Origin of the sequence: Rhodopseudomonas julia (assembly GCF_030813515.1) — a bacterium.
In the GTDB taxonomy this organism is placed as follows: Bacteria; Pseudomonadota; Alphaproteobacteria; order Rhizobiales; family Afifellaceae; genus Afifella; species Afifella julia.
The window spans coordinates 1003759-1024209 of the sequence record NZ_JAUSUK010000002.1 but is presented as its reverse complement, the minus strand read 5'-3'; the positions used below and the strand labels follow the sequence as shown (position 1 = coordinate 1024209).

The 20451-nt window shown below is 61.6% G+C and carries 25 protein-coding genes; 3 read left to right on the top strand and 22 right to left on the bottom strand.

The genetic code is table 11. The annotated features are described in order from the left end of the window. Nucleotides 1–69 precede the first annotated feature (69 nt). Nucleotides 70–1023, top strand: a complete 954-nt coding sequence (locus J2R99_RS14100) for a DMT family transporter (RefSeq protein ID WP_307155054.1) — start codon at nt 70–72, stop codon at nt 1021–1023. A gap of 38 nt (nt 1024–1061) precedes the next feature. On the opposite strand, the gene J2R99_RS14095 is transcribed toward J2R99_RS14100, so the two are convergent. Further along, on the bottom strand, nt 1062–2594 hold the full coding sequence (locus J2R99_RS14095; RefSeq protein ID WP_307155053.1) for an acyl-CoA carboxylase subunit beta: 1533 nt from the start codon (nt 2592–2594) through the stop codon (nt 1062–1064). 203 nt (nt 2595–2797) lie between these two features. Between J2R99_RS14095 and J2R99_RS14090 the strand changes: the two genes are divergently transcribed. Both J2R99_RS14090 and J2R99_RS14085 read left to right on the top strand, forming a co-directional pair. Next, on the top strand, nt 2798–3628 hold the full coding sequence (locus tag J2R99_RS14090; RefSeq protein WP_307155052.1) for a cytochrome b/b6 domain-containing protein: 831 nt from the start codon (nt 2798–2800) through the stop codon (nt 3626–3628). Continuing rightward, nucleotides 3625–4386 carry a molybdopterin-binding protein gene (locus J2R99_RS14085; RefSeq protein WP_307155051.1) on the top strand — a complete coding sequence of 254 codons (762 nt, stop codon included), beginning with the start codon at nt 3625–3627 and terminating at the stop codon, nt 4384–4386. The genes J2R99_RS14090 and J2R99_RS14085 overlap by 4 nt, the downstream gene beginning before the upstream one ends. Nucleotides 4387–4416: 30 nt before the next feature. Here J2R99_RS14085 and J2R99_RS14080 read toward each other — a convergent pair whose 3' ends face one another. From J2R99_RS14080 to rplN, 21 genes are all read right to left on the bottom strand, one after another. Then, a complete protein-coding gene (locus tag J2R99_RS14080; RefSeq protein ID WP_307155050.1) occupies nt 4417–5205 on the bottom strand; it encodes an ATP12 family chaperone protein in 789 nt (262 codons plus the stop codon). 77 nt (nt 5206–5282) lie between these two features. Continuing rightward, a complete protein-coding gene (locus J2R99_RS14075) occupies nt 5283–6278 on the bottom strand; it encodes an RluA family pseudouridine synthase (RefSeq protein WP_307155049.1) in 996 nt (331 codons plus the stop codon). 242 nt (nt 6279–6520) lie between these two features. Further along, nucleotides 6521–8155, bottom strand: coding sequence for a BCCT family transporter (locus J2R99_RS14070; protein ID WP_307155048.1), 1635 nt, complete (start codon nt 8153–8155; stop codon nt 6521–6523). Nucleotides 8156–8547: 392 nt separating this feature from the next. Continuing rightward, entirely contained in the window at nt 8548–9873 is a 1326-nt protein-coding gene (locus J2R99_RS14065; protein WP_307155047.1) for a replication-associated recombination protein A, read from the bottom strand. A 7-nt stretch (nt 9874–9880) separates the two neighbouring features. After that, nucleotides 9881–11329 carry a DegQ family serine endoprotease gene (locus tag J2R99_RS14060; protein WP_307155046.1) on the bottom strand — a complete coding sequence of 483 codons (1449 nt, stop codon included), beginning with the start codon at nt 11327–11329 and terminating at the stop codon, nt 9881–9883. Between the two features lie 202 nt (nt 11330–11531). Next, nucleotides 11532–11957 (bottom strand): 50S ribosomal protein L17, encoded by a 426-nt coding sequence (gene rplQ, locus J2R99_RS14055; RefSeq protein ID WP_307155045.1) that lies wholly within the window; start codon nt 11955–11957, stop codon nt 11532–11534. A gap of 50 nt (nt 11958–12007) precedes the next feature. After that, entirely contained in the window at nt 12008–13024 is a 1017-nt protein-coding gene (locus J2R99_RS14050) for a DNA-directed RNA polymerase subunit alpha (RefSeq protein WP_307155720.1), read from the bottom strand. An 82-nt stretch (nt 13025–13106) separates the two neighbouring features. Next, entirely contained in the window at nt 13107–13496 is a 390-nt protein-coding gene (gene rpsK / locus J2R99_RS14045) for a 30S ribosomal protein S11 (protein WP_307155044.1), read from the bottom strand. A gap of 22 nt (nt 13497–13518) precedes the next feature. Beyond that, on the bottom strand, nt 13519–13887 hold the full coding sequence (gene rpsM / locus J2R99_RS14040; RefSeq protein WP_092816613.1) for a 30S ribosomal protein S13: 369 nt from the start codon (nt 13885–13887) through the stop codon (nt 13519–13521). A 184-nt stretch (nt 13888–14071) separates the two neighbouring features. Beyond that, nucleotides 14072–14728, bottom strand: a complete 657-nt coding sequence (locus tag J2R99_RS14035; RefSeq protein WP_307155043.1) for an adenylate kinase — start codon at nt 14726–14728, stop codon at nt 14072–14074. Beyond that, a complete protein-coding gene (secY, locus tag J2R99_RS14030; RefSeq protein WP_307155042.1) occupies nt 14725–16062 on the bottom strand; it encodes a preprotein translocase subunit SecY in 1338 nt (445 codons plus the stop codon). The genes J2R99_RS14035 and secY overlap by 4 nt, the downstream gene beginning before the upstream one ends. Before the next feature lie 40 nt (nt 16063–16102). After that, nucleotides 16103–16609 (bottom strand): 50S ribosomal protein L15, encoded by a 507-nt coding sequence (gene rplO / locus J2R99_RS14025; protein WP_307155041.1) that lies wholly within the window; start codon nt 16607–16609, stop codon nt 16103–16105. A 31-nt stretch (nt 16610–16640) separates the two neighbouring features. After that, nucleotides 16641–16829: a 50S ribosomal protein L30 gene (gene rpmD, locus J2R99_RS14020; RefSeq protein WP_170130574.1), complete on the bottom strand. Its 189-nt coding sequence runs from the start codon at nt 16827–16829 to the stop codon at nt 16641–16643. A gap of 2 nt (nt 16830–16831) precedes the next feature. Further along, nucleotides 16832–17416: a 30S ribosomal protein S5 gene (gene rpsE / locus J2R99_RS14015; protein WP_092816594.1), complete on the bottom strand. Its 585-nt coding sequence runs from the start codon at nt 17414–17416 to the stop codon at nt 16832–16834. A gap of 62 nt (nt 17417–17478) precedes the next feature. Beyond that, nucleotides 17479–17826 carry a 50S ribosomal protein L18 gene (gene rplR, locus J2R99_RS14010; RefSeq protein ID WP_307155719.1) on the bottom strand — a complete coding sequence of 116 codons (348 nt, stop codon included), beginning with the start codon at nt 17824–17826 and terminating at the stop codon, nt 17479–17481. 39 nt (nt 17827–17865) lie between these two features. Further along, nucleotides 17866–18399, bottom strand: coding sequence for a 50S ribosomal protein L6 (rplF, locus tag J2R99_RS14005; RefSeq protein WP_307155039.1), 534 nt, complete (start codon nt 18397–18399; stop codon nt 17866–17868). A gap of 28 nt (nt 18400–18427) precedes the next feature. After that, on the bottom strand, nt 18428–18826 hold the full coding sequence (gene rpsH / locus J2R99_RS14000; protein ID WP_092816588.1) for a 30S ribosomal protein S8: 399 nt from the start codon (nt 18824–18826) through the stop codon (nt 18428–18430). A 10-nt stretch (nt 18827–18836) separates the two neighbouring features. Next, the gene (gene rpsN, locus J2R99_RS13995) at nt 18837–19142 is read right to left on the bottom strand and encodes a 30S ribosomal protein S14 (RefSeq protein ID WP_092816586.1); all 306 of its coding nucleotides are present in this window, start codon (nt 19140–19142) and stop codon (nt 18837–18839) included. A 44-nt stretch (nt 19143–19186) separates the two neighbouring features. Beyond that, the gene (gene rplE / locus J2R99_RS13990) at nt 19187–19759 is read right to left on the bottom strand and encodes a 50S ribosomal protein L5 (RefSeq protein ID WP_307155038.1); all 573 of its coding nucleotides are present in this window, start codon (nt 19757–19759) and stop codon (nt 19187–19189) included. Further along, complete coding sequence (gene rplX, locus J2R99_RS13985; RefSeq protein ID WP_092816583.1) at nt 19752–20069, bottom strand: 50S ribosomal protein L24; 318 nt, start codon at nt 20067–20069, stop codon at nt 19752–19754. Before rplX ends, rplE begins: the two co-directional genes overlap by 8 nt. A 13-nt stretch (nt 20070–20082) precedes the next feature. Beyond that, complete coding sequence (gene rplN, locus J2R99_RS13980; RefSeq protein ID WP_092816581.1) at nt 20083–20451, bottom strand: 50S ribosomal protein L14; 369 nt, start codon at nt 20449–20451, stop codon at nt 20083–20085.

The window sequence follows — 20451 nt, the reverse complement described above, 5'->3', positions numbered from 1 at the left end:
CCAGCGTGGCGCTGGCCATGCCATCACGCATTGGTGGCTCGCCTTGCGGCTTTATGGCAAGGACGATGAATGGCAACGCTCCCCTCCTCCTTGACCAACACACCCGCCGAGATGGTGCGCGGCATCATGATCTTCGTCGCCGGCGGCATGATCATTCCGACGATGGATGCCTTGAGTAAGCTCCTCATCACGGAGCACGGCCTGTCGGCCGGCGAAGTCGGGGCCGTTCGTCTCTTTCTTCAGGGCGTGCTGATCTTGCCGCTGCTCCTTCATTGGGAAGGGACCGCAGCTCTGCGCATTCCGCATCTCGGGCTCAACCTCCTGCGCGGCGCCTGCCTCGGCTTCGGCAGCCTCGCCTTCTTCGCCGCGCTGCGCTTTCTTCCGCTCGCCGACGCGATTGCGATCTTCATGGTCGAGCCGATGATCGTCACGCTGATGTCCGGCCTCTTCCTCGGCGAAAAGGTGGGCTGGCGGAGGATCGTCGCGGTTCTTGTCGGATTTGCCGGAGCGCTCATCATCATCCGGCCGAGCTACGCGGTCTTCGGACTGCCCGCCCTCCTGCCGGCGCTGACAGCCTTTCTCGTGGGGATCTATTTCATCTTGAGCCGCCACGTTGCGCGGGGTGCAAGCGCCTTCGCGATGCAGTTTTATGCAGCTCTCGGCGGCTTTGCGGTCATCGTCGCCGCGATGATCGTCTGCCGTCCATTCGGCATCGACGATCTTACCTTCTCATGGCCGGCCAGCACCCTCGCCTGGGTTCTGTTGCTGGCAACAGGCGTCATTGGAACGTTCGCCCATCTTCTCTTCAACCGGGCATACCAGCTTGCGCCGGCCTCGGTCCTCGCCCCTTTCGGCTATACCGAGATCGTTTCCGCAGTCGCTCTCGGCCTCCTAGTCTTCGGCGACCTCCCGGACGCCCCGAAATGGGTGGGCATGGCAATCGTCGTCGGCTCCGGCATTTTCATCTATCTGCGCGAACACCGCATCGCCCGCACGACGGCAAAGCCGCCGGTCACCCACTGAGGCAACCGGCGGTTTAAAAGGCTCAAGCGGTGAGATGCTCAGAGCGGGATGTTGTCGTGCTTCTTCCAGGGATTGGCGAGTTCCTTGCGGCGCAAGAGCCGAAAGGCTCGGGCCACCCGCCGTCTGGTCGATTGCGGCATGATCACATCGTCGATATAGCCCCGCTCCGCCGCCACGAACGGATTGAGGAAGTGATCCTCATAGGTCTTGGCATGCTCGGCAATTTTCTCGGGGTTGTTGATATCCTTGCGGAAGATGATCTCCACCGCACCCTTCGCGCCCATGACGGCAATTTGTGCCGTCGGCCAGGCGTAGTTGATATCGCCGCGCAAATGCTTTGAGGCCATGACGTCATAGGCGCCGCCGAAGGCTTTGCGCGTGATCACGGTCACCTTCGGCACCGTCGCCTCGGCATAGGCAAAGAGCAGCTTGGCGCCGTGTTTGATGAGGCCGCCATATTCCTGCGACGTGCCAGGCAGGAAACCCGGAACATCGACGAAGGTCAGGATCGGAATGCCGAAACAATCGCAGAAGCGTACGAAGCGTGCGGCCTTCCGCGAGGCATCCGAATCAAGGACGCCGGCCAAAACCATCGGCTGGTTCGCCACGACACCGACCGTACGTCCCTCGATGCGACCGAAACCGGTGAGAATGTTCTTGGCATGATCGGCCTGGATTTCGAAGAAAGCCCCCTCATCGACCGTCTTCAAGATCGCTTCCTTGATGTCGTACGGCGTGGTCGCCGAATCGGGCACCAGCGTATCGAGCGACTTCTCCTGCCGATCCCAAGGATCGTGGACCGGGATCTCCGGCACCTCGGCTTTGTTGTTGAGAGGCAGGTAGTCGTAGAGACGACGGATCTCCAGAAGCGCCTCGACGTCGTTTTCAAAGCCGCCGTCTGCCACGGACGACTTCACACAATGCACCGACGCGCCACCGAGCTCTTCGGCCGTGACCGTCTCGTTGGTCACCGTCTTCACGACATCCGGGCCGGTCACGAACATGTAGGACGTGCCGCGCACCATGAAGATGAAATCGGTCATTGCCGGCGAATAGACATCGCCGCCCGCGCAGGGCCCCATGATCACCGAGATCTGCGGAATGACGCCGGAGGCAAGCACGTTGCGCTGAAAAATCTCGGCGTAGCCGCCAAGAGCCGCCACGCCCTCCTGGATGCGCGCGCCACCGGCATCGAAAAGCCCGATGATCGGCGTGCCGTTCCTGAGCGCCATGTCCTGGACTTTGCAGATCTTCTCCGCATGCGCCTCGGAAAGCGAACCGCCGAAGACGGTGAAGTCCTTGGCAAAAACATAGACCGGCCGCCCGTTGATGGTGCCCCAGCCCGTGACGACGCCGTCGCCGGCGATCTTCTGCTCCTCCATGCCAAAAGCCGAAGAACGATGCTCGACGAACATGTCGAACTCTTCGAACGAGCTGTCATCGAGGAGCACCACCAGGCGCTCGCGCGCGGTCAGCTTGCCCTTGTCATGCTGCCCCTCAATACGTTTCTCGCCGCCGCCCGCACGCGCATTCGCACGCCGTTTCTCCAGCTCCACCAGAACGTCACGCATTCTACCTCCCAATCATATTCGCCAACATGGGTGCCAGCAGGTCTAAAGTGTTGTCTTCACATAACCGCCTACGCCAATCGACGCCGTTTGTTGAGAGCGAACGAATGCGAATCTAGCGTTGATGTGAAGTGGCATGACCGCTTCGTGACATTTCGGGCGACGACGCACGCTATATTGACGGCCACCAAGGAGGGAATGCACCGATGTCCGACCAGGCCGAGACGCAAACGGAAGTCGTCTATCGGCACAGGTGGGCAACGCGAATCTGGCACTGGCTCAACGCTTTCTGCCTCTTCTTCCTTCTCGCGAGCGGCCTGCAGATCTTCAACGCCCATCCCGCGCTCTATCTTGGCGCCCAGTCGAACTTCTCCGCCCCTCTCCTGTCCATGACCGCCGAGCGGACGGGTGATGGCAGCCTAAGAGGACTGACGGAAATCGGCAGCATGGATTTCGACACGACGGGCTTTCTGGGGGCCTCCCGCGAAGGCAGCGAAGCGCTTGTCGCCCGTGGCTTTCCCGCCTGGGCAACCATCCCGAGTTACCGCGACCTTGCGACCGGTCGGGTCGTGCATTTCTTTTTCGCCTGGGTACTGGTCGCAAGCGGCCTCGCTTATGTCTGCGCGAGCCTTTTCAATGGCCATTTCCGCCGCGATCTGATTCCAGAATGGGGTGAACTGCGCACCGCGCCGCGCACGATCGGCGATCACCTCCGCTTCCGCTTCGGACGAGAGGCGCATTACAACATCCTGCAGAAGCTCACATACCTCATCGTCATCCTCGGGCTCATTCCCGCGATGGTCGCCACCGGTCTCGCCATGTCGCCGGGGATGGATGCTGCAATGCCCTGGCTTCTCGATCTTTTCGGCGGACGGCAGTCGGCGCGCACGCTGCATTTCGTAACGATGAGCCTGCTCGTCCTCTTCTTTGTCGTTCACATCGCCATGGTCTTGGCGGCGGGCCCGGTCAACGAAATGCGTGCCATCATCACCGGGCGGTACCGCGTGCGGCGCCCGGCGAGCAAGGAGACCGCATGACCATCACCTTGACGCGTCGCCGCCTCATCCGAGCCGCCGCCATCGGCGGTGGTGCAGCGCTTCTTTCCGGTTGCGATCGCATCGTCCAGAATTCCTCCGCACGCGCCTTCCTTGAGCGCGCCGAAGAACTCACCATGGCCGCCCAGCGTAGCCTGCTCGATCGCGAGGCCCTGGCGCGCGAATATTCCGAAAGCGAGATCATCCAGCCGCAGCGTCCGAATGGGTCGATCAGCCCGCGCGATCCGGACTATCGGAGAATGGCCGCAAATGGCTTTGCCGATTGGCGTCTTTCCGTCACCGGTCTCGTCGAGCGGCCGCAATCATTGTCTCTCGATGAGCTGCGCGCCATGCCGGCGCGCACGCAAATCACGCGGCATGACTGCGTCGAGGGATGGAGCTGCATTGCCAAATGGACGGGTGTGCCGCTCGCCGCCGTGCTCGACGAGGCCGGAGTCAAACCCGGCGGCAGCTATGTCGTGTTCCGTTGCGCGGACACGCTCGGTCGCGAAAAATACTACGAATCGATCGACATGATCGATGCACGTCACCCGCAAACGATCCTCGCTTACGGCCTGAACGATGAAACGCTGCCGGTGGCAAACGGCGCGCCGCTGCGTGTGCGCGTCGAACGACAGCTCGGCTACAAGATGGCGAAGTACCTCATGGGGATAGAGGTCGTGACAAGCCTAGCCTCCATTCGCGGTGGCAAAGGCGGCTATTGGGAAGATCGCGGCTACGAATGGTATGCCGGCATCTGAGGGCCTCCGCCGCCGAAGCCGAAGAACGGCTCAGGCGCGCAGCACCGTCGCAGCCACGAAAAATTCCGAGCCGCGGCGTTCACGCCGCTCCTTCGCCTCGAAATCCTCACCCCATTGCGAGATGTTGAAATCCTCGTCGACATGCGCGGCCGCCCAGGCAGCCTCGGCGTCGATCACGCCTTCCGCCAGGGCGAGCGCAATGAGTGCCGATCCGGTCAGCGTCGTCGCCGTGTGCAAGGCCGCGAGCGAAAGTGGCTCGTCAAATGCCTCGAGAGCCTGGCGCACCGCCTGAAGCCCCTCTTCCGGTTGATCGACCGGCATGACCCCTTCGACCAGACGGAAGCGAACCGAAAAGCGACTTTCCGCCCAGGCAAGCAGCGGGTCCCAGACATCGCGCTGCCGTGCCACGAGGGCTTCCGGCTCGCCGGCGCGGTAAAAGAGAAGGTCGGTGCCCGCATAAGCCGCCACTTCTTCGCGCACCGCAGGCATTTCGTCGGCCACACCGTCGATCGCCACATTGGCAAGCCGGGTGAGCGGCATCGTCAACGGATCGATGAATTCGCCCTGGGACTCCCACTCGTCGGCGAGGCTTCGCCCAAGATCCGCGCGTGCGACGGCAAGCGGCTTCTTGCCCGGCGTGCGGGCTGGGCGCCCATCTAGCCGAAGCTCAAAACCTGATTCCGTTTCAATAGCTTCGGCCTGTTTATAGAATCTCTTTGGCAGGCTTCTTGCCGCGTGCTGACGTGCCTTAGCCTGGGCATCGGCCGGGCCGTCACCCTCGCGCGAGAGAGGGAAAATAGAGTTTTCATCACCGTTCATGCCGCGGAGATAGTCGCAACCTGCCTCAGATGAAAGGTGCCCGGAACGAATCCGGGCTACGAAATCCGGCGACGCAATCAAACGGCCTCAGCCGCAGCCTCCGCGCCCGTCTCGTCGAAACCGAGCACGGCCCAGCTCTGCGCCATATGCGGTGGCAGGGGCGCCGTCACGTCGAGAGTGCCGCCGGTGGGATGTGGCAAAATGATTCTCCGCGCAAGGAGATGCAGCCGGTTTTGAATGCCGCCCGGCAACTCCCAGTTCTCCACGTCGAAATATTTCGAATCACCGATAATCGGGTTTCCGATATGAGCGGCATGGGCTCTCAGCTGATGCGTGCGTCCCGTCACCGGCCGCATGACGAGCCATGACAAACGCGAACCGGCCTGGTCGGCAACGGCATAGTGCGACAGCGCGTGATCCGCGCCCCGCTCGCCGTGACGGGCGACCCGCATACGCTCAGCGTCGTCACCCTCTCCGCGCACGAGGAACGTCGAAATCTTGCCCTGCGGCGGCTTTGGAACGCCCTTCACCAGCGCCCAGTAAAACTTGCGGCTCTCGCGCTCCTTGAAGGCCTTGCCGAAAAAGGCCGCCGCACTTCGCGTGCGGGCCACGACAAGCACGCCTGCCGTATCGCGATCGAGACGATGGACGAGACGCGGCTTGCGGCCTTGGCGATCGCGAAGCGCCTCCAGCATCCCGTCGACGTGACGATTGACGCCAGATCCGCCCTGAACCGCAAGCCCGGCGGGCTTGTTGAAGACGTAGACCTGACTGTCCTCGTAAAGGAGCGCTTCGTTGAGCACATCGACATCGCGCCGGTCACGGATGGTCGCTTTCGTCTGCGGGCGCACATCGCCTGTTGCAAGCGGAGGCACACGCACCTCCTGACCAGCGATCAGGCGGGTCGAAGTCTTCACCCGGCCCCCATCCACACGCACCTGGCCGGAGCGAAGAAGCTTCTGCAGATGGCCGAAACCCAGGCCCGGATAATGCTCCTTGAACCAACGATCGACGCGCATGCCGGATTCGTCCCGGTCGACGCGGCGCATGACGACGGAAGCCGGCGCGCTCATGATATTCTCCCGAAAACTGGGGCGCCTGACGAACGCGACACGAAGGCCGTCGGCCTGACGCGAAGGCCGAAATACTGGTCACGGGCGGAAATAGGGATCTGCTTCATAACCGCAGCGCTTAGAGCGTTTTGCCGGCCGAATGAAGCCCGCCTCGCAGTGACCACGCGTTTTTGCGTCCCGAACCTCAACAAAAAAGGGCGCGGGATCACCGCGCCCTCTCCAGGAACTTCGAAATTCCCCGGTCAGGCCGTCACCTCAGCTTCCTCCGCTTCTATCAGCGCGCGCTGCTCGCCCTTCAATCCCTGATAAATGCACCAGATCATGAGGAGCAGAATGAGCGCGAAGGGGAAACCCGTGGCGACAGCTGCCGATTGCAAGGCCTTGAGCCCGCCCCCGAGAAGGAGCGCAATCGCGACAAGTCCCTCGAAGGTCGCCCAGAAGACACGCTGGGCGACCGGCGCATCGACCTTGCCTCCAGCCGTGATCGTATCGATCACCAGCGAGCCGGAATCCGACGACGTCACGAAGAAGACAATCACCAGAACGATGCCGATGAACGACGTGATCGAAGCGAGAGGCAGATGCTCCAGCATCAGGAAGAGCTTCACAGGCAGCTCGGCGCTGACGGCCCCTTCATAGCCATTCATCAGCTGCGAAATCGCGGTTCCGCCAAAGGCCGTCATCCAGAAGATGCTGACGACCGTCGGGATGATGAGGACGCAGATCATGAACTCACGCACCGTCCGCCCATACGAAACGCGTGCAATGAACATGCCGACGAAGGGCGACCAGGAAATCCACCAGGCCCAGTAGAAAGTCGTCCAGCCATTGCGGAAACTGTCATCGCTGCGGCCGATCGGGTTCGACAGCGGAATGATGTCGCGCGCATAGGCGACGATGTTCTCAAAAAAGCCTGAGACGATCGCAAGCGTCGGACCCACGGCCACCACGAAAACGAGGAGAAGGAAGGCGAGGACCATATTGATCTCGCTCAGCCGTTTCACGCCCGCATCGAGACCAGCCACAACCGAGGTGAGTGCGCAGCCGGTGATGGCGACGATCAGGCCCACCTTCCACGGATCTGTGTCCGGAATGCCGAAGATGTGGTTGAGACCCGCAAGCGCCTGTTCCGCACCGAAACCGAGCGATGTCGCCAGTCCGAAGAGCGTCGCAAAGACCGCGAGCGTATCGATGACATGGCCGAGCCAACCCCACACGGCTTCACCGAAGATCGGATAAAAGGCGGAGCGGATCGTTAAAGGCAGGCCCTTGTTGTAGCTGAAAAGCGCAAGGGCAAGCGCGACAACGGCATAGATCGCCCAGGGATGCAGACCCCAGTGGAAGATCGTGGCCGCCATCGCGAGCCGCCTCGCGCCTTCGGGATCGCCAGGCGCGCCCATCAAAGGCGCATCGCTCCCGGCTTGCGCGGCATCCGCTGCGACGGAAGCGTTATAATGGGTCAGCGGCTCCGAAACGCCGTAGAACATGAGGCCGATACCCATGCCCGCAGCGAAGAGCATGGCGAACCAGCCCGCGTAATTGTACTCCGGTCTGGCATCAGGACCGCCCAGCCGAATTTTCCCGAAAGGCGAGACGATCAAAAACAGGGAAAAGAGGACGAAGACGTTTCCGGCTATCAAAAAGAGCCAGTCGAGGTTCGACGTCAGGAACGGGCGCAGCCAGGTGAAGAAGCTCTCCGCCCCCTCCTGAAAGATAAGGGAGAGAGCAACGAACAGAATGATCGTCAGCCCTGACACGATGAATACGGGGTTGTGAAAATCGAGGCCGAAGACCTGGATGTTGTCCTGACCAACCTCGTAGTCGGTCGGTATGTCCTCGGTCGCATCGCCTGTTTGATCCACCGTCTGTTCGCTCATATGGCTCCTCGTTTGTCTGTTGGACGAACGAAAGCACCGCTCTAAGGCGGGATCCGTCGCACATCTTTATGAAGCCCAAAAGCAGGTAGAAAGCGGCACCGCAGGGTCAAGGAAGGGCACGTCAGATTTTTGCCACCTCAGGACCGTTTTCTGGTGACAATCGCATCCGACCTGCCGTCACGGCACTCCGAGATAGCGCAATGTTTCAGACAGATCTCTTCGCAGTCTCAGACACTTGACGGGAGAGGCAGCGTTTGCGGATGGGCGCGGCTGCGCCTCTCTCAGCCTTCTCGAATTATCCTGTCGATTCCTTCGATCGAATGCCCACCCAAACCCAAAAAAAGCACTTCGGGTACGAAAGCGACGCCGTTTGGCGTCTCGCCGTCGATCGATCAGGTCTCGTCTTGGTCTTTGGCACGCTCGCGGCGCAGGCGATCCCAATGATCGAGGCGTCGTTTGAGCTCCGCTTCGAAACCCCGTCCGGTCGGCACGTAAAATTCCTGCCGATCAAGCTCGTCGGGAAAATAATCCTGCCCCGAAAACGCCTCTTCCTGAGCATGATCGTAGGCGTAGCCGGCCCCATAGCCTTCCGACTGCATCAGCTTCGTCGGGGCGTTGAGGATGTGCTTTGGAGGAGGAAGCGAGCCGGCCTCCTTGGCCGTTCGGCGCGCAGCTCCATAGGCCTTGTAGAGAGCATTCGATTTGGGCGCCGTCGCCAGATAGACGACAGCCTGAGCAAGCGCGAGCTCGCCTTCCGGCGTGCCCAGCATGTGGTACGCCTCTTTCGCGGCGTTCGCCTGCACGAGCCCCTGTGGATCGGCAAGGCCGATATCCTCCACCGCCATGCGGATGACGCGCCGGGCCAGATACATCGGGTCTTCGCCCGCATCGAGCATGCGCCCGAGATAGTAGAGAGCCGCCTGCGGGTCGGAACCGCGCACGGATTTATGCAGCGCCGAAATCAGATTGTAATGGCCGTCCTGGCTCTTGTCGTAGATCGGCGCCCGCCGCTGCAGAACCTCCTGCAGGCGCTTTGCATCGAACGTTTCGTCCTTTCCCGCTGCGCGCCAGACCTCTTCCGCCAGCGCGAGGACCGCCCGTCCGTCACCGTCGGCCATACGCAGGAGAACGCCGCGCGCCTCCTCGTCGAGCGGCAACTTCCGCCCTTCCTCTTTTTCTGCGCGCTCCACCAGCTTGGCCAGCGCGGCCGCATCGAGCGGACGAAACACCAGAACAGCAGCCCGAGAGAGGAGCGCCGCATTGAGCTCAAAGGACGGATTTTCGGTGGTCGCACCGACGAGCGTGACTGTCCCGTCCTCCATGACGGGAAGAAAACTGTCCTGCTGGGCGCGATTGAAGCGGTGAATTTCGTCGACGAAGAGGAGCGTCCCCTGCCCCGTCTGCCGGCGGGCTCGCGCCGCCTCGAAATGCTTCTTGAGGTCGGCAACGCCCGAAAAGATCGCTGAAAGCTGCTGGAAATAAAGGTCCGTTTCGCGAGCCAGAAGCCGCGCGACCGTGGTCTTTCCCGTACCTGGCGGCCCCCAGAAGACCAGAGAGCCGAGCGAACGAGTGCGGAGCATTCGCGTGAGCGTGCCGTCTTCACCCGTCAGATGCGGCTGACCCACGACATCGGCGAGCTTCTTGGGCCGCAGCCGATCGGGCAATGGCTGCGGCGCGCTTTTTTCCAATCCGGCTGCTGTAAAGAGATTGTCCGACAAACGACCCTCATCCGCCGATAACAAGCCGCGACACCCGACCGCCGCGGTTGATCGTAAGCCGCCACAGGCGCTGCTTTCGGCTCGTCATGCGCTTCAGTTCGCGAGACGATTCAACAGCGTGCCCCTGCACGGCAACAACAATATCGCCAGCCTGCAGACCGAGCTGTGCGGCAGGTGAACGCGGTTCCACCTTTGTCACCGCGACGCCCTCTTGATCGCTCGGCAGCCGCAGTCTCTCCGCAAGCCTCGGCGAAAGATTGGCGACCGTCGCGCCGGTGAGCGGCGAATAGCCTTCGAGAAGCTGCTCGTCGGCCCGCACCGTCTCCGGCGCTGATTCGAGAGAAACCGTCAGGGTCTGCTGTGCGCCATCGCGAAGGACGACGAGTTTTTCCGTCTCCCCGATGCCCTTGATCGTCAGCCGATATTCAAGCGAGCGAGGATTGGCCACCTCGTAGCCATCGGCGGACAAAACAAGATCGCCGACCGCAAGACCGGCCTTTTCGGCAGGAGAGCCCTCGAACACCTTGACGACGAGCGCGCCCTGCGGACGCGGCAGATCAAGTGAGCGGGCAATATCAGGCGTCACCTTCTGGAAGGTCGCGCCGATCCACGGCCGCACCACTTCCGTGCCCCCGGCAAGCGCCTGAGCGGCCACGGCCTGCGCCATGTTGGAGGGAATAGCAAAACCGATCCCGTTCGACCCACCGGAGCGCGAAAAGATCGCCGAATTGATGCCGACGAGGCGCCCCTTCACATCGATCAATGCGCCACCGGAATTGCCCGGGTTAATCGCCGCATCGGTCTGAATGAAGAATGACATGTCGGAGATGCCGACCTCGGTACGTGCCACCGCCGAAACGATGCCGCTCGTCACCGTCTGTCCCACACCGAAAGGGTTGCCGATCGCGAGCACGAGATCGCCCACCTCGAGATCGTCCGAATCGGCGAAGGCGAGCGTTGGGAAGTCTGCCTCGCCGTCCGAGATCTTCAGGACCGCGAGATCGCTCTGCTCGTCACGCAAAAGTATCTCGGCTTCGAACTCGCGTCCGTCGGACAAGGCCACCTTCACTTCGTCGGCGCCGCGAATGACGTGGTAGTTCGTGACGACGAGACCGGACGCATCGACAATGACGCCGGAGCCGAGCGAATTGCGCGCCCGCTCGCGCGGCACACCGAAAGGTGAGCCGAAGCCTCCCCCATCACCAAAGAAATGCCGGAAGAACGGGTCGTCCGCGAAGGGCGACGGCGCAGTGCGCACGATCTGCTTCGCATAAACGTTGACGACGGCCGGTGCAGCTTTCTTCACAATGGGCGCAAAGGAGAGAGAAATCTCTTCCCGGCTTTGAGGCACGTCCTGGGCATGCGCCGGGGGCACGGCGACGAGGATACCGCTCGAGAAACCGGCAGAGGCGAGCAGGACACAGCAGGCAAGGCGAAACTGACGAAACGACGTCACGAGAGCCTCCAATATGGCAACGGGGTACGGGAGCGATCGGGGCGCAGCCCGTGTTCGTTCTCGCTTGCGAAAGAGTGAGCCAGGAAACGGCTAAATCCGGAAATTCTATGGTCGCGCACGCAATGATCGGCCGCGTTTCGGCGAAACCAACAAAAAAGGGGCCGCAGGGGCCCCTTTCAAAATTCAGGAAGGACAGCGAGCCTTACGCCGCAGCTTCCGCGACCTCGGCCGCTTCCATGCGAGCCCGATCTCCGGCGCCGCGCGCATCCTCGTCGCGATCGACGAATTCGATCACGCCCACAGGCGCACTGTCACCATAACGGAACCCAGCTTTGAGCACGCGCGTGTAACCGCCGTTGCGCTCGCCGTAGCGCGGCCCGATCGTCTCGAAGAGCTTCTTGACCATCTCTTCGTCACGCAGCCGCGACATCGCGATACGGCGCGCATGCAGGTCGCCGCGCTTTCCAAGCGTGACGAGCTTCTCCACGAACGGCCTGAGCTCCTTCGCCTTCGGCAGGGTTGTCACGATCTGCTCGTGGCGAATGAGCGCCGCTGCCATGTTGGCGAACATCGCCTGACGATGGCTCGACGTCCGGTTCAGCTTACGGCCGGTCTTTCTGTGGCGCATGGCCCTGTCTCCTCATTCGAACGGCGGCTCCCGCCGCTGTTCATCAAAGCTTAGTATTGATCTTCAAAGCGTTTGGCGAGATCGTCGATATTGTCGGGCGGCCAATTGGCCACTTCCATACCGAGATGCAGGCCCATGGAGGCGAGAACCTCCTTGATCTCATTCAGCGACTTGCGGCCGAAGTTCGGAGTGCGCAGCATCTCCGCCTCGGTCTTCTGAATGAGGTCGCCGATATAGACGATGTTGTCGTTCTTCAAGCAGTTGGCCGAACGAACCGAAAGCTCGAGCTCGTCGACCTTCTTCAGAAGCGCCGGATTGAAGGCGAGCTCCGGAGTAGCCTCGTGGACCTCTTCCTTCTTCGGCTCGTCGAAGTTGACGAAGATCGAAAGCTGATCCTGCAGGATCCGCGCAGCGTAGGCGACCGCATCGTCCGGCGAAACCGAACCGTCGGTCTCCAGCGACAACGTCAGCTTGTCGTAGTCGAGCACCTGGCCTTCGCGCGTATTCTCGACGCGATAGGACACCTTCTTGACCGGCGAATAGAGGCTGTCGACCGGGATGAGCCCGATCGGCGCATCTTCCGGGCGATTCCGATCAGCAGGAACGTAGCCCTTACCCGTATCGACCGTCAGCTCCATGCGGATATCGGCGCCCTCGTCGAGCGTGCACAGAACGTGATCAGGATTGAGGACTTCGATGTCGCCGACAGTTTGGATATCGCCAGCCAGGACCACGCCCGGGCCGGACTTCCTGAGCGTCAGCCGCTTCGGACCTTCGCTCTCCATCTTGATGGCGATCTCTTTCACATTGAGGACGATGTCTGTGACATCTTCCCGAACGCCGGCGATGGAGGAAAATTCGTGCAGCACGCCATCGATCTGCAAGCTGGTCACCGCCGCACCCTGCAGCGACGACAACAGCACGCGACGCAGCGCATTGCCGAGCGTCAGGCCGAAGCCGCGCTCAAGCGGTTCTGCGACGACGGTAGCGATGCGGCTCGCATCGGACCCGTGCTTCACATCAAGCTTGTTCGGCTTAATGAGATCCTGCCAGTTCTTTTGTATCACCACGGGGACGAACCTTTCGTTTTGTGCTCTCGCATGCAGACGCGACTCGCATCAGCGAGCCGCATAAACCTCAAATGCGAGATCAGACGCGGCGCCGCTTCGGGGGACGGCAGCCGTTATGGGGGATCGGCGTCACGTCACGGATCGAGGTAATGGTGAAGCCCGCAGCCTGCAGCGCGCGCAGCGCCGATTCGCGGCCGGACCCTGGGCCGGAAACCTCGACCTCGAGCGTCCGCATGCCATGCTCCTGCGCCTTCTGGGCAGCAGTCTCAGCCGCAATCTGAGCGGCATAGGGCGTCGACTTGCGCGACCCTTTGAACCCCATCGCGCCGGCAGAGGACCACGAAATCGCGTTACCCTGAACATCCGTGATGGTGATCATCGTGTTGTTGAACGTCGAACTCACGTGAGCAATGCCCGACGTAATGTTCTTACGTTCGCGCCGACGCACCCTGGTGGTATCTTTCGCCATCTAAGTCAGGCCTTCCTTGGCGTTATTTCTTCTTGCCGGCGATTGCCTTGGCCGGTCCCTTACGAGTCCGGGCATTGGTATGGGTACGCTGTCCACGCACCGGCAGCCCGCGCCGATGGCGCAGCCCGCGATAGCAGCCGAGATCCATCAGCCGCTTGATGTTCATTGCCACCTCACGACGCAGATCGCCCTCGACGATGTAGTCGCGGTCGATCGCCTCGCGGATCTGCAAGATCTCCGCATCCGACAGCTCGTTGACGCGACGTGACAAGTCGATGTTCGCTTTTTCAGCGATTTCACGCGCCATGGCCGGTCCAATTCCATGGATGGCCTGCAGCGCGATCACGACGCGCTTGTTGGTCGGAATGTTGACGCCAGCAATACGTGCCACGTCTTTCTCCTCTTTGTCTGGCGCAGACCGCATCCGCGGAGCGCCCCGGCTTCACCTATTCGGGACGAAACGCCAAAAAACGACGCCCCAAGCTTCATCCGAGCTTCGGCGCCGTTATCCGCACTTCAGGATTGCGCCGGAGATAGTCCTTACGCGGCCGCCCGTCAACCGCAACGACAGAAGATCAGCCCTTCAAATCGCCCATAACGTCTTCAATCGCGGCTGCAACGTCTTTTGCAGACGTCATTCCGTCGACCTGACGGAGCTTTCCCTTCGCCCAGTAATAGCCAACGAGGGGTGCCGTATCCCGATAATAGGCCGAGAGCCGCCGGCGAATCGTTTCCGCGTTGTCGTCGTCGCGCCGCCGGAATTCGGTCGAGCCGCAAACGTCGCAGACGCCTTCTTTCGCCGGCTTCTTCGTCTTGTCGTGGTAGATCTCGCCACATTTGGCGCAAGAATACCGACCAGCCACGCGCTCGACCAGAGCCTCGTCTTCGACGGTCAAAAGCACGACACCGTCGAGCGGCATGCCCTTTTCCGCGAGCAGAACTTCAAGTGCATCCGCCTGCGGCAAAGTCCGCGGGAAGCCGTCGAGCACGAAGCCCTTCTGAACGTCCGGCTCGTCGAGCCGCTCAGACACGATGTTGATGACAACCTCGTCAGGGACGAGATTGCCGTTGTCCATAATGGCCTTCGCCTTGAGGCCGACGTCACTGCCCGCAGCGGCCGCGCCGCGAAGCATATCACCGGTCGAAAGCTGCACGAGGCCGTGCTTCTCTACAAGGCGCTGGGCCTGGGTGCCCTTCCCGGCTCCGGGAGGTCCCAGAATGATCAGTCTCATCGACGCCGGCTCCCGCGCAGCTTCGATTTCTTGACCAACCCTTCGTACTGGTGCGCGAGCAGATGGCCCTGCACCTGTGAAACAGTATCCATAGTCACACTGACAACGATGAGGAGCGACGTGCCGCCGAAATAGAACGGCACAGAGAGCTCTGCGATCAGAAATTCAGGAAGAAGACACACGATGACGAGGTAGGCCGCACCGGCAACCGTGATCCGCGTCAGCACGTAGTCGATATACTCCGCGGTGCGCTCGCCTGGGCGGATGCCCGGGATGAAGCCTCCATGCTTCTTCAGCTGGTCGGCCGTGTCTTTCGGATTGAACACGATCGCCGTGTAGAAGAACGCGAAGAAGATGATCAACGCCGCGTAGATGGCCATATGCAGCGGCTGACCCCGCCCCAGCATCGCCGTCACCTGGGCGAGCCAGGCCGGTCCCTGCCCGGCCGAGAAATTCGCGACCGTGATCGGCAGAAGCAGCAGCGACGAAGCGAAGATCGGCGGGATGACGCCCGAGGTGTTGAGCTTCAGCGGCAGGTGCGAGGTATCGCCCTGGAACATCCGGTTGCCCATCTGACGCTTGGGATACTGAATGATCAATCGCCGCTGCGCACGCTCGACGAACACGATGAAAGCAATGACGACGACGACGAGCGTCATCACCGTCAAAATCACCGGCGTCGACAACGCGCCCTGACGCCCGAGCTCAAGCGTACCCGCCAAAGCGTTCGGCAGATTGGCGACGATGCCTGAGAAGATGATCAGAGAAATGCCGTTGCCGATGCCCCGCGAGGTGATTTGCTCGCCGAGCCACATCAGAAACATCGTGCCACCGGTCAGCGTCACGACGGCGGTAAACCGGAAGAACCAGCCCGGATCTGCAACGATGCCGCTCGAAGAGCCCTCGAGCCCAACCGCGATGCCATAGGACTGGAACGCAGCCAGCACGACGGTCAGATACCGCGTGTACTGGTTGATGACCTTTCGGCCCTGCTCGCCTTCTTTCTTCAGCGTCTCGAGCGTCGGGATAACCGTCGTCATCAGCTGAATGATGATCGACGCCGAGATATAGGGCATGATCCCGAGCGCGAAGATCGCCATGCGGCCGACGGCACCGCCGGCAAACATGTTGAAGACGCCCAGGATACCCTGCGACTGCTGCTCGAACGCCTGCTGCAGGGCTTCGATGTTGATGCCCGGCAGCGGGATATACGTGCCGAGCCGATAAACGAGCAGCGCACCGAGAGTGAACCAGATCCGCTTTTTGAGCTCCGTCGCCTTCGAAAAGGCGCCGAAGTTCAAATTCGCGGCAAGCTGTTCGGCTGCAGAAGCCATTGGAACTCCGAATGCGGTTGAGGCAGGGAGCCGTCTTCGCTTAGGCGGAGGCGTCTTCGCTCGTGCCGGATTGGGATTTGGCCGGGACAGGCTCGATGATCGTGACCGAGCCGCCAGCCTTCTCCACAGCCTCAATGGCCGCGCGCGAAGCGCCAGCAACCTTGAGGGTCAACTTCGCCGTGAGCTCGCCATCGCCGAGGATACGAACACCGTCCTTGGTCCGACGGATCACACCGGCGGCCTTGAGCGCAGCCGCATCCACGTCGGCCTTTGCGTCCAGCTTGCCGGCATCGATTGCCTGCTGCAGACGCCCGACATTCACTTCCGTGAAGTCCTTGGCGAAGATGTTGGTGAAGCCCCGCTTCGGCAGACGACGATGCAGCGGCATCTGGCCGCCCTCGAAGCCCTTGATTGCGACGCCCGAACGCGAGGTCTGACCCTTCACGCCGCGGCCGCCGGTCTTGCCGAGGCCCGACCCGATGCCGCGTCCGACGCGCTTGCGCTCTTTGACGGCTCCCGGATTATCGGAAAGTTCGTTGAGTTTCATTGGGTTTAAGCCCCGATTCGAAATCGTTGTGTCAGTTCTCGTCGACGACGCGAACGAGATGCTGAACCTTGGCAATCATGCCGCGGGTTGCCGGATTGTCAGGCAGAACGGACCGACGACGCTGCTTGTTCAGTCCAAGCCCGATCAGCGTTTGCCGCTGCACGCCTGGGCGGCGCAGCGGGCTGCCCGTCTGCTCCACAGTGATGGTCTTCTCAGCCATGATCAGGCTCCCTGCGCCTCGCTGCCGACTTCGTGCTGGCGACGAGCCTGCAGTGTCGACACTTTGATGCCGCGACGTGCCGCGACGGAGCGCGGGCTGTCCTGCTTCTTAAGCGCCTCGAACGTCGCACGCACCATGTTGTACGGGTTGGACGTCCCGAGAGACTTCGCAACCACGTCATGGACACCGAGCGTCTCGAAGACGGCGCGCATCGGACCGCCGGCGATGATGCCGGTACCGGCCGGAGCCGCGCGCATCAGGACACGTCCGGCGCCGTGACGACCGTGAATGTCGTGATGCAAGGTCCGGCCTTCGCGCAGCGGAACCCGGATCATCGACCGCTTCGCCGCTTCCGTGGCTTTGCGAATTGCTTCCGGAACCTCGCGCGCTTTGCCGTGACCGAAGCCAACCCGACCACGCTGATCGCCAACCACGACGAGGGCGGCGAAACCAAAGCGCCGACCGCCCTTCACGACCTTGGCGACGCGGTTGATATGCACGAGCTTGTCGACGAATTCGCTGTCGACCTTCTCCTCGCGCTCCCGGCGTCCGCCGCCACCGCGCTGTGAACGTTCTCTTTGCGCCATTTTAACCTTCGTCCGTCTGTTTGCTCGACTGCCGGGTCGGCCCGACGACCTGTCTCATATTCCTAAAAGTCCAGTCCGGCTTCGCGAGCGGCATCCGCCAGGGCCTTGATTCGCCCATGATAGATATAGCCACCGCGGTCAAACTGCACCTTTTCAATACCGGCTGCCTTCGCCCGCTCCGCTAGAAGCTTGCCAACAGCAGTCGCGGCCTGGACATTCGCGCCGCTCTTCAGCGTCTCACGCAGATCCTTGTCCACGGTCGAAGCGGAAACCAAAGTCCGCCCCTGCGTGTCATCGATGATCTGCACATAGATGTGCTGCGAAGAACGGAACACGGAAAGCCGCGGCCGCCCGTAAGCAACCCGCTTCAGCGCCGCCCGCACACGGCCTTTGCGGCGCTCAGTGCGCATCCGTTGACGCGTCGTTGAGGTTCCCATCGTTGCGCTCCGTTACTTCTTCTTACCTTCCTTGCGGAAGATACGTTCCTCTGCGTATTTGACACCCTTGCCCTTATAGGGCTCAGGCGGGCGCCAATCGCGGATTTCTGCGGCCACCTGGCCGACCATTTGCTTGTCGATACCGCTGATGACGATTTCCGTCGGACGCGGCGTCTGAATCTGGATACCTTCCGGCACCGGATAGGTGACGTCGTGGCTGTAGCCAAGCGAAAGGCTCAGCGCCTGGCCCTGGGCCTGCGCACGATAGCCAACGCCGTTGATCTCCAGACGCTTCTCAAAGCCCTGGCTCACGCCGGTAACGATGTTCTGCACCAAGGTACGGGACATCCCCCAAGCTGAGCGGGCCTTCTTCGACTTGTTGACCGGATCGACTTTGATGCCGTCATCATCCATGGCGACATCGACGTCATCGACGAGGACCACCGAAAGCTCGCCCTTCGGGCCCTTCGCTTTGACCGTGTGGCCGTCAACGGACGCCGTCACGCCGGACGGGATCGTAACGGGCTTCTTGCCAATTCGCGACATGATCTCTTACTCGCTTCTTCAGCCGCGCCTAGAAGACGCGGCACAGCACCTCGCCGCCCACATTCTGCTCGCGAGCGTCATAATCCGCCATGACACCTTTCGGCGTGGAGAGGATCGAAACGCCCAAGCCCTTGTGAACGGTCGGGATCGATTTCACAGACGCGTAGACCCGCCGCCCCGGCGTGGAGACGCGCTGAATCTCGCGGATGACCGGCTCGCCCTCGTTGTACTTCAGCTCGATCTCGAGCTCCGAAATACCGTTGGCGTGATCGACTTCCGAATAGCCGCGAATGTAACCTTCCGCCTGCAAGACGTCGAGCACTCGCATCCTGAGCTTCGAGGACGGAGAGCTGACCGAGGTCCGCCGGCGCCCCTGCGCATTGCGGATACGGGTCAGCATATCGCCGAGAGGATCATTGATAAGCATGATATCGCTCCTACCAGCTCGACTTGACGAGGCCGGGGATCTTGCCCTCGTTGCCCAGCTCGCGAAGGGCAATACGGCTCATCTGAAGCTTGCGGTAGAACGCACGCGGACGACCCGTCACCTCGCAGCGGTTCCGCACCCGGCTTGGCGCCGAGTTCCGCGGCAGCTTCGCAAGCTTAAGCCGGGCCGCGAAACGCTCCTGGTCCGACAGCGATTCGTCCGCCGCCAGCGCCTTCAGCGCCTCCCGCTTCGCCGCATACTGCTTCACGAGCTTCATGCGGTGCCGGTTCTTCTCGATTGCGCTCTTCTTCGCCATACTTACCTCTTCACGCCCTAACCGCGTCTAGCAGGCCGCGCCTGCTACTGCCGGAAGGGAAAGTTGAATGCCTTGAGGAGCGCCCGCCCCTCATCGTCCGTCTGCGCTGTCGTGCAGACGATGATGTCCATGCCCCAGATCTGATCGACTTTGTCGTAGTTCACTTCCGGGAAAACGATGTGCTCTTTGATGCCGAGCGCATAGTTTCCGCGACCGTCGAAGCTCTTGGGATTAAGGCCACGGAAGTCACGCACACGCGGCAGAGCGACATTGACGAGACGATCGATGAACTCGAACATCCGCTCGCGGCGCAGCGTCACCTTGACGCCGACCGGCATACCCTCACGCAGCTTGAACGTCGCAATCGACTTCCGCGCCCGCGTGATCACCGGCTTCTGACCTGCGATCAGGGCAAGATCCTCGGCCGCCGACTGAACCTTCTTGGAGTCCGCAACGGCTTCGCCAACGCCCATATTGAGGACGACCTTGTCGAGCCGCGGCACCACCATCGGATTCGCGTAGCCGAACTCTTCCTTCAGCTTCGGCACGATCACGTCGCGGTACTGGGCCTGCAGCCGCGGCGAGTAGCTGTCGATATCGAAAGCAGCCTCAGCCATCGATCGTTTCTCCTGAGCGCTTGGCGTAGCGGACCTTGCGGCCGTCTTCCAGAACCCGGAAGCCAACCCGCGTCGGGCCGCCCGTCTCTTTGTCTTCGAGCGCGAGATTGGACAGATGCACCGGCGCTTCCTTGCGCACGATACCGCCCTCTTCGCTCGCGGTCTGACGCTGATGGCGAGTGATCATATTCACTCCGCGCACCAGCGCCCGGTTCTCTTTCGGGATCACCCGGATCACTTCGCCCTTGCGGCCCTTATCCTTGCCCGCAAGAACGATGACCCGATCACCCTTTTTGATCTTCGCGGCCATCAACAAACCCTTTTCACAGCACTTCCGGTGCCAGCGAGATGATCTTCATGTGGTTCTTCGCGCGCAGCTCGCGCGGAACCGGGCCGAAGATACGCGTGCCGACCGGCTCTTTCTGGTTGTTCACCAGCACAGCCGCATTCTTGTCGAAGCGGATGACGCTGCCGTCCGCGCGACGAATGTCCTTCGCGGTGCGCACCACGACCGCCTTCATCACGTCGCCCTTCTTCACGCGACCGCGCGGAATGGCTTCCTTGACAGAGACGACGATGATGTCGCCGACATGTGCGTACTTTCTCTTCGAGCCGCCGAGCACCTTGATGCACTGCACGCGGCGCGCGCCGGAATTGTCCGCCACATCGAGGTTGGTCTGCATCTGGATCAT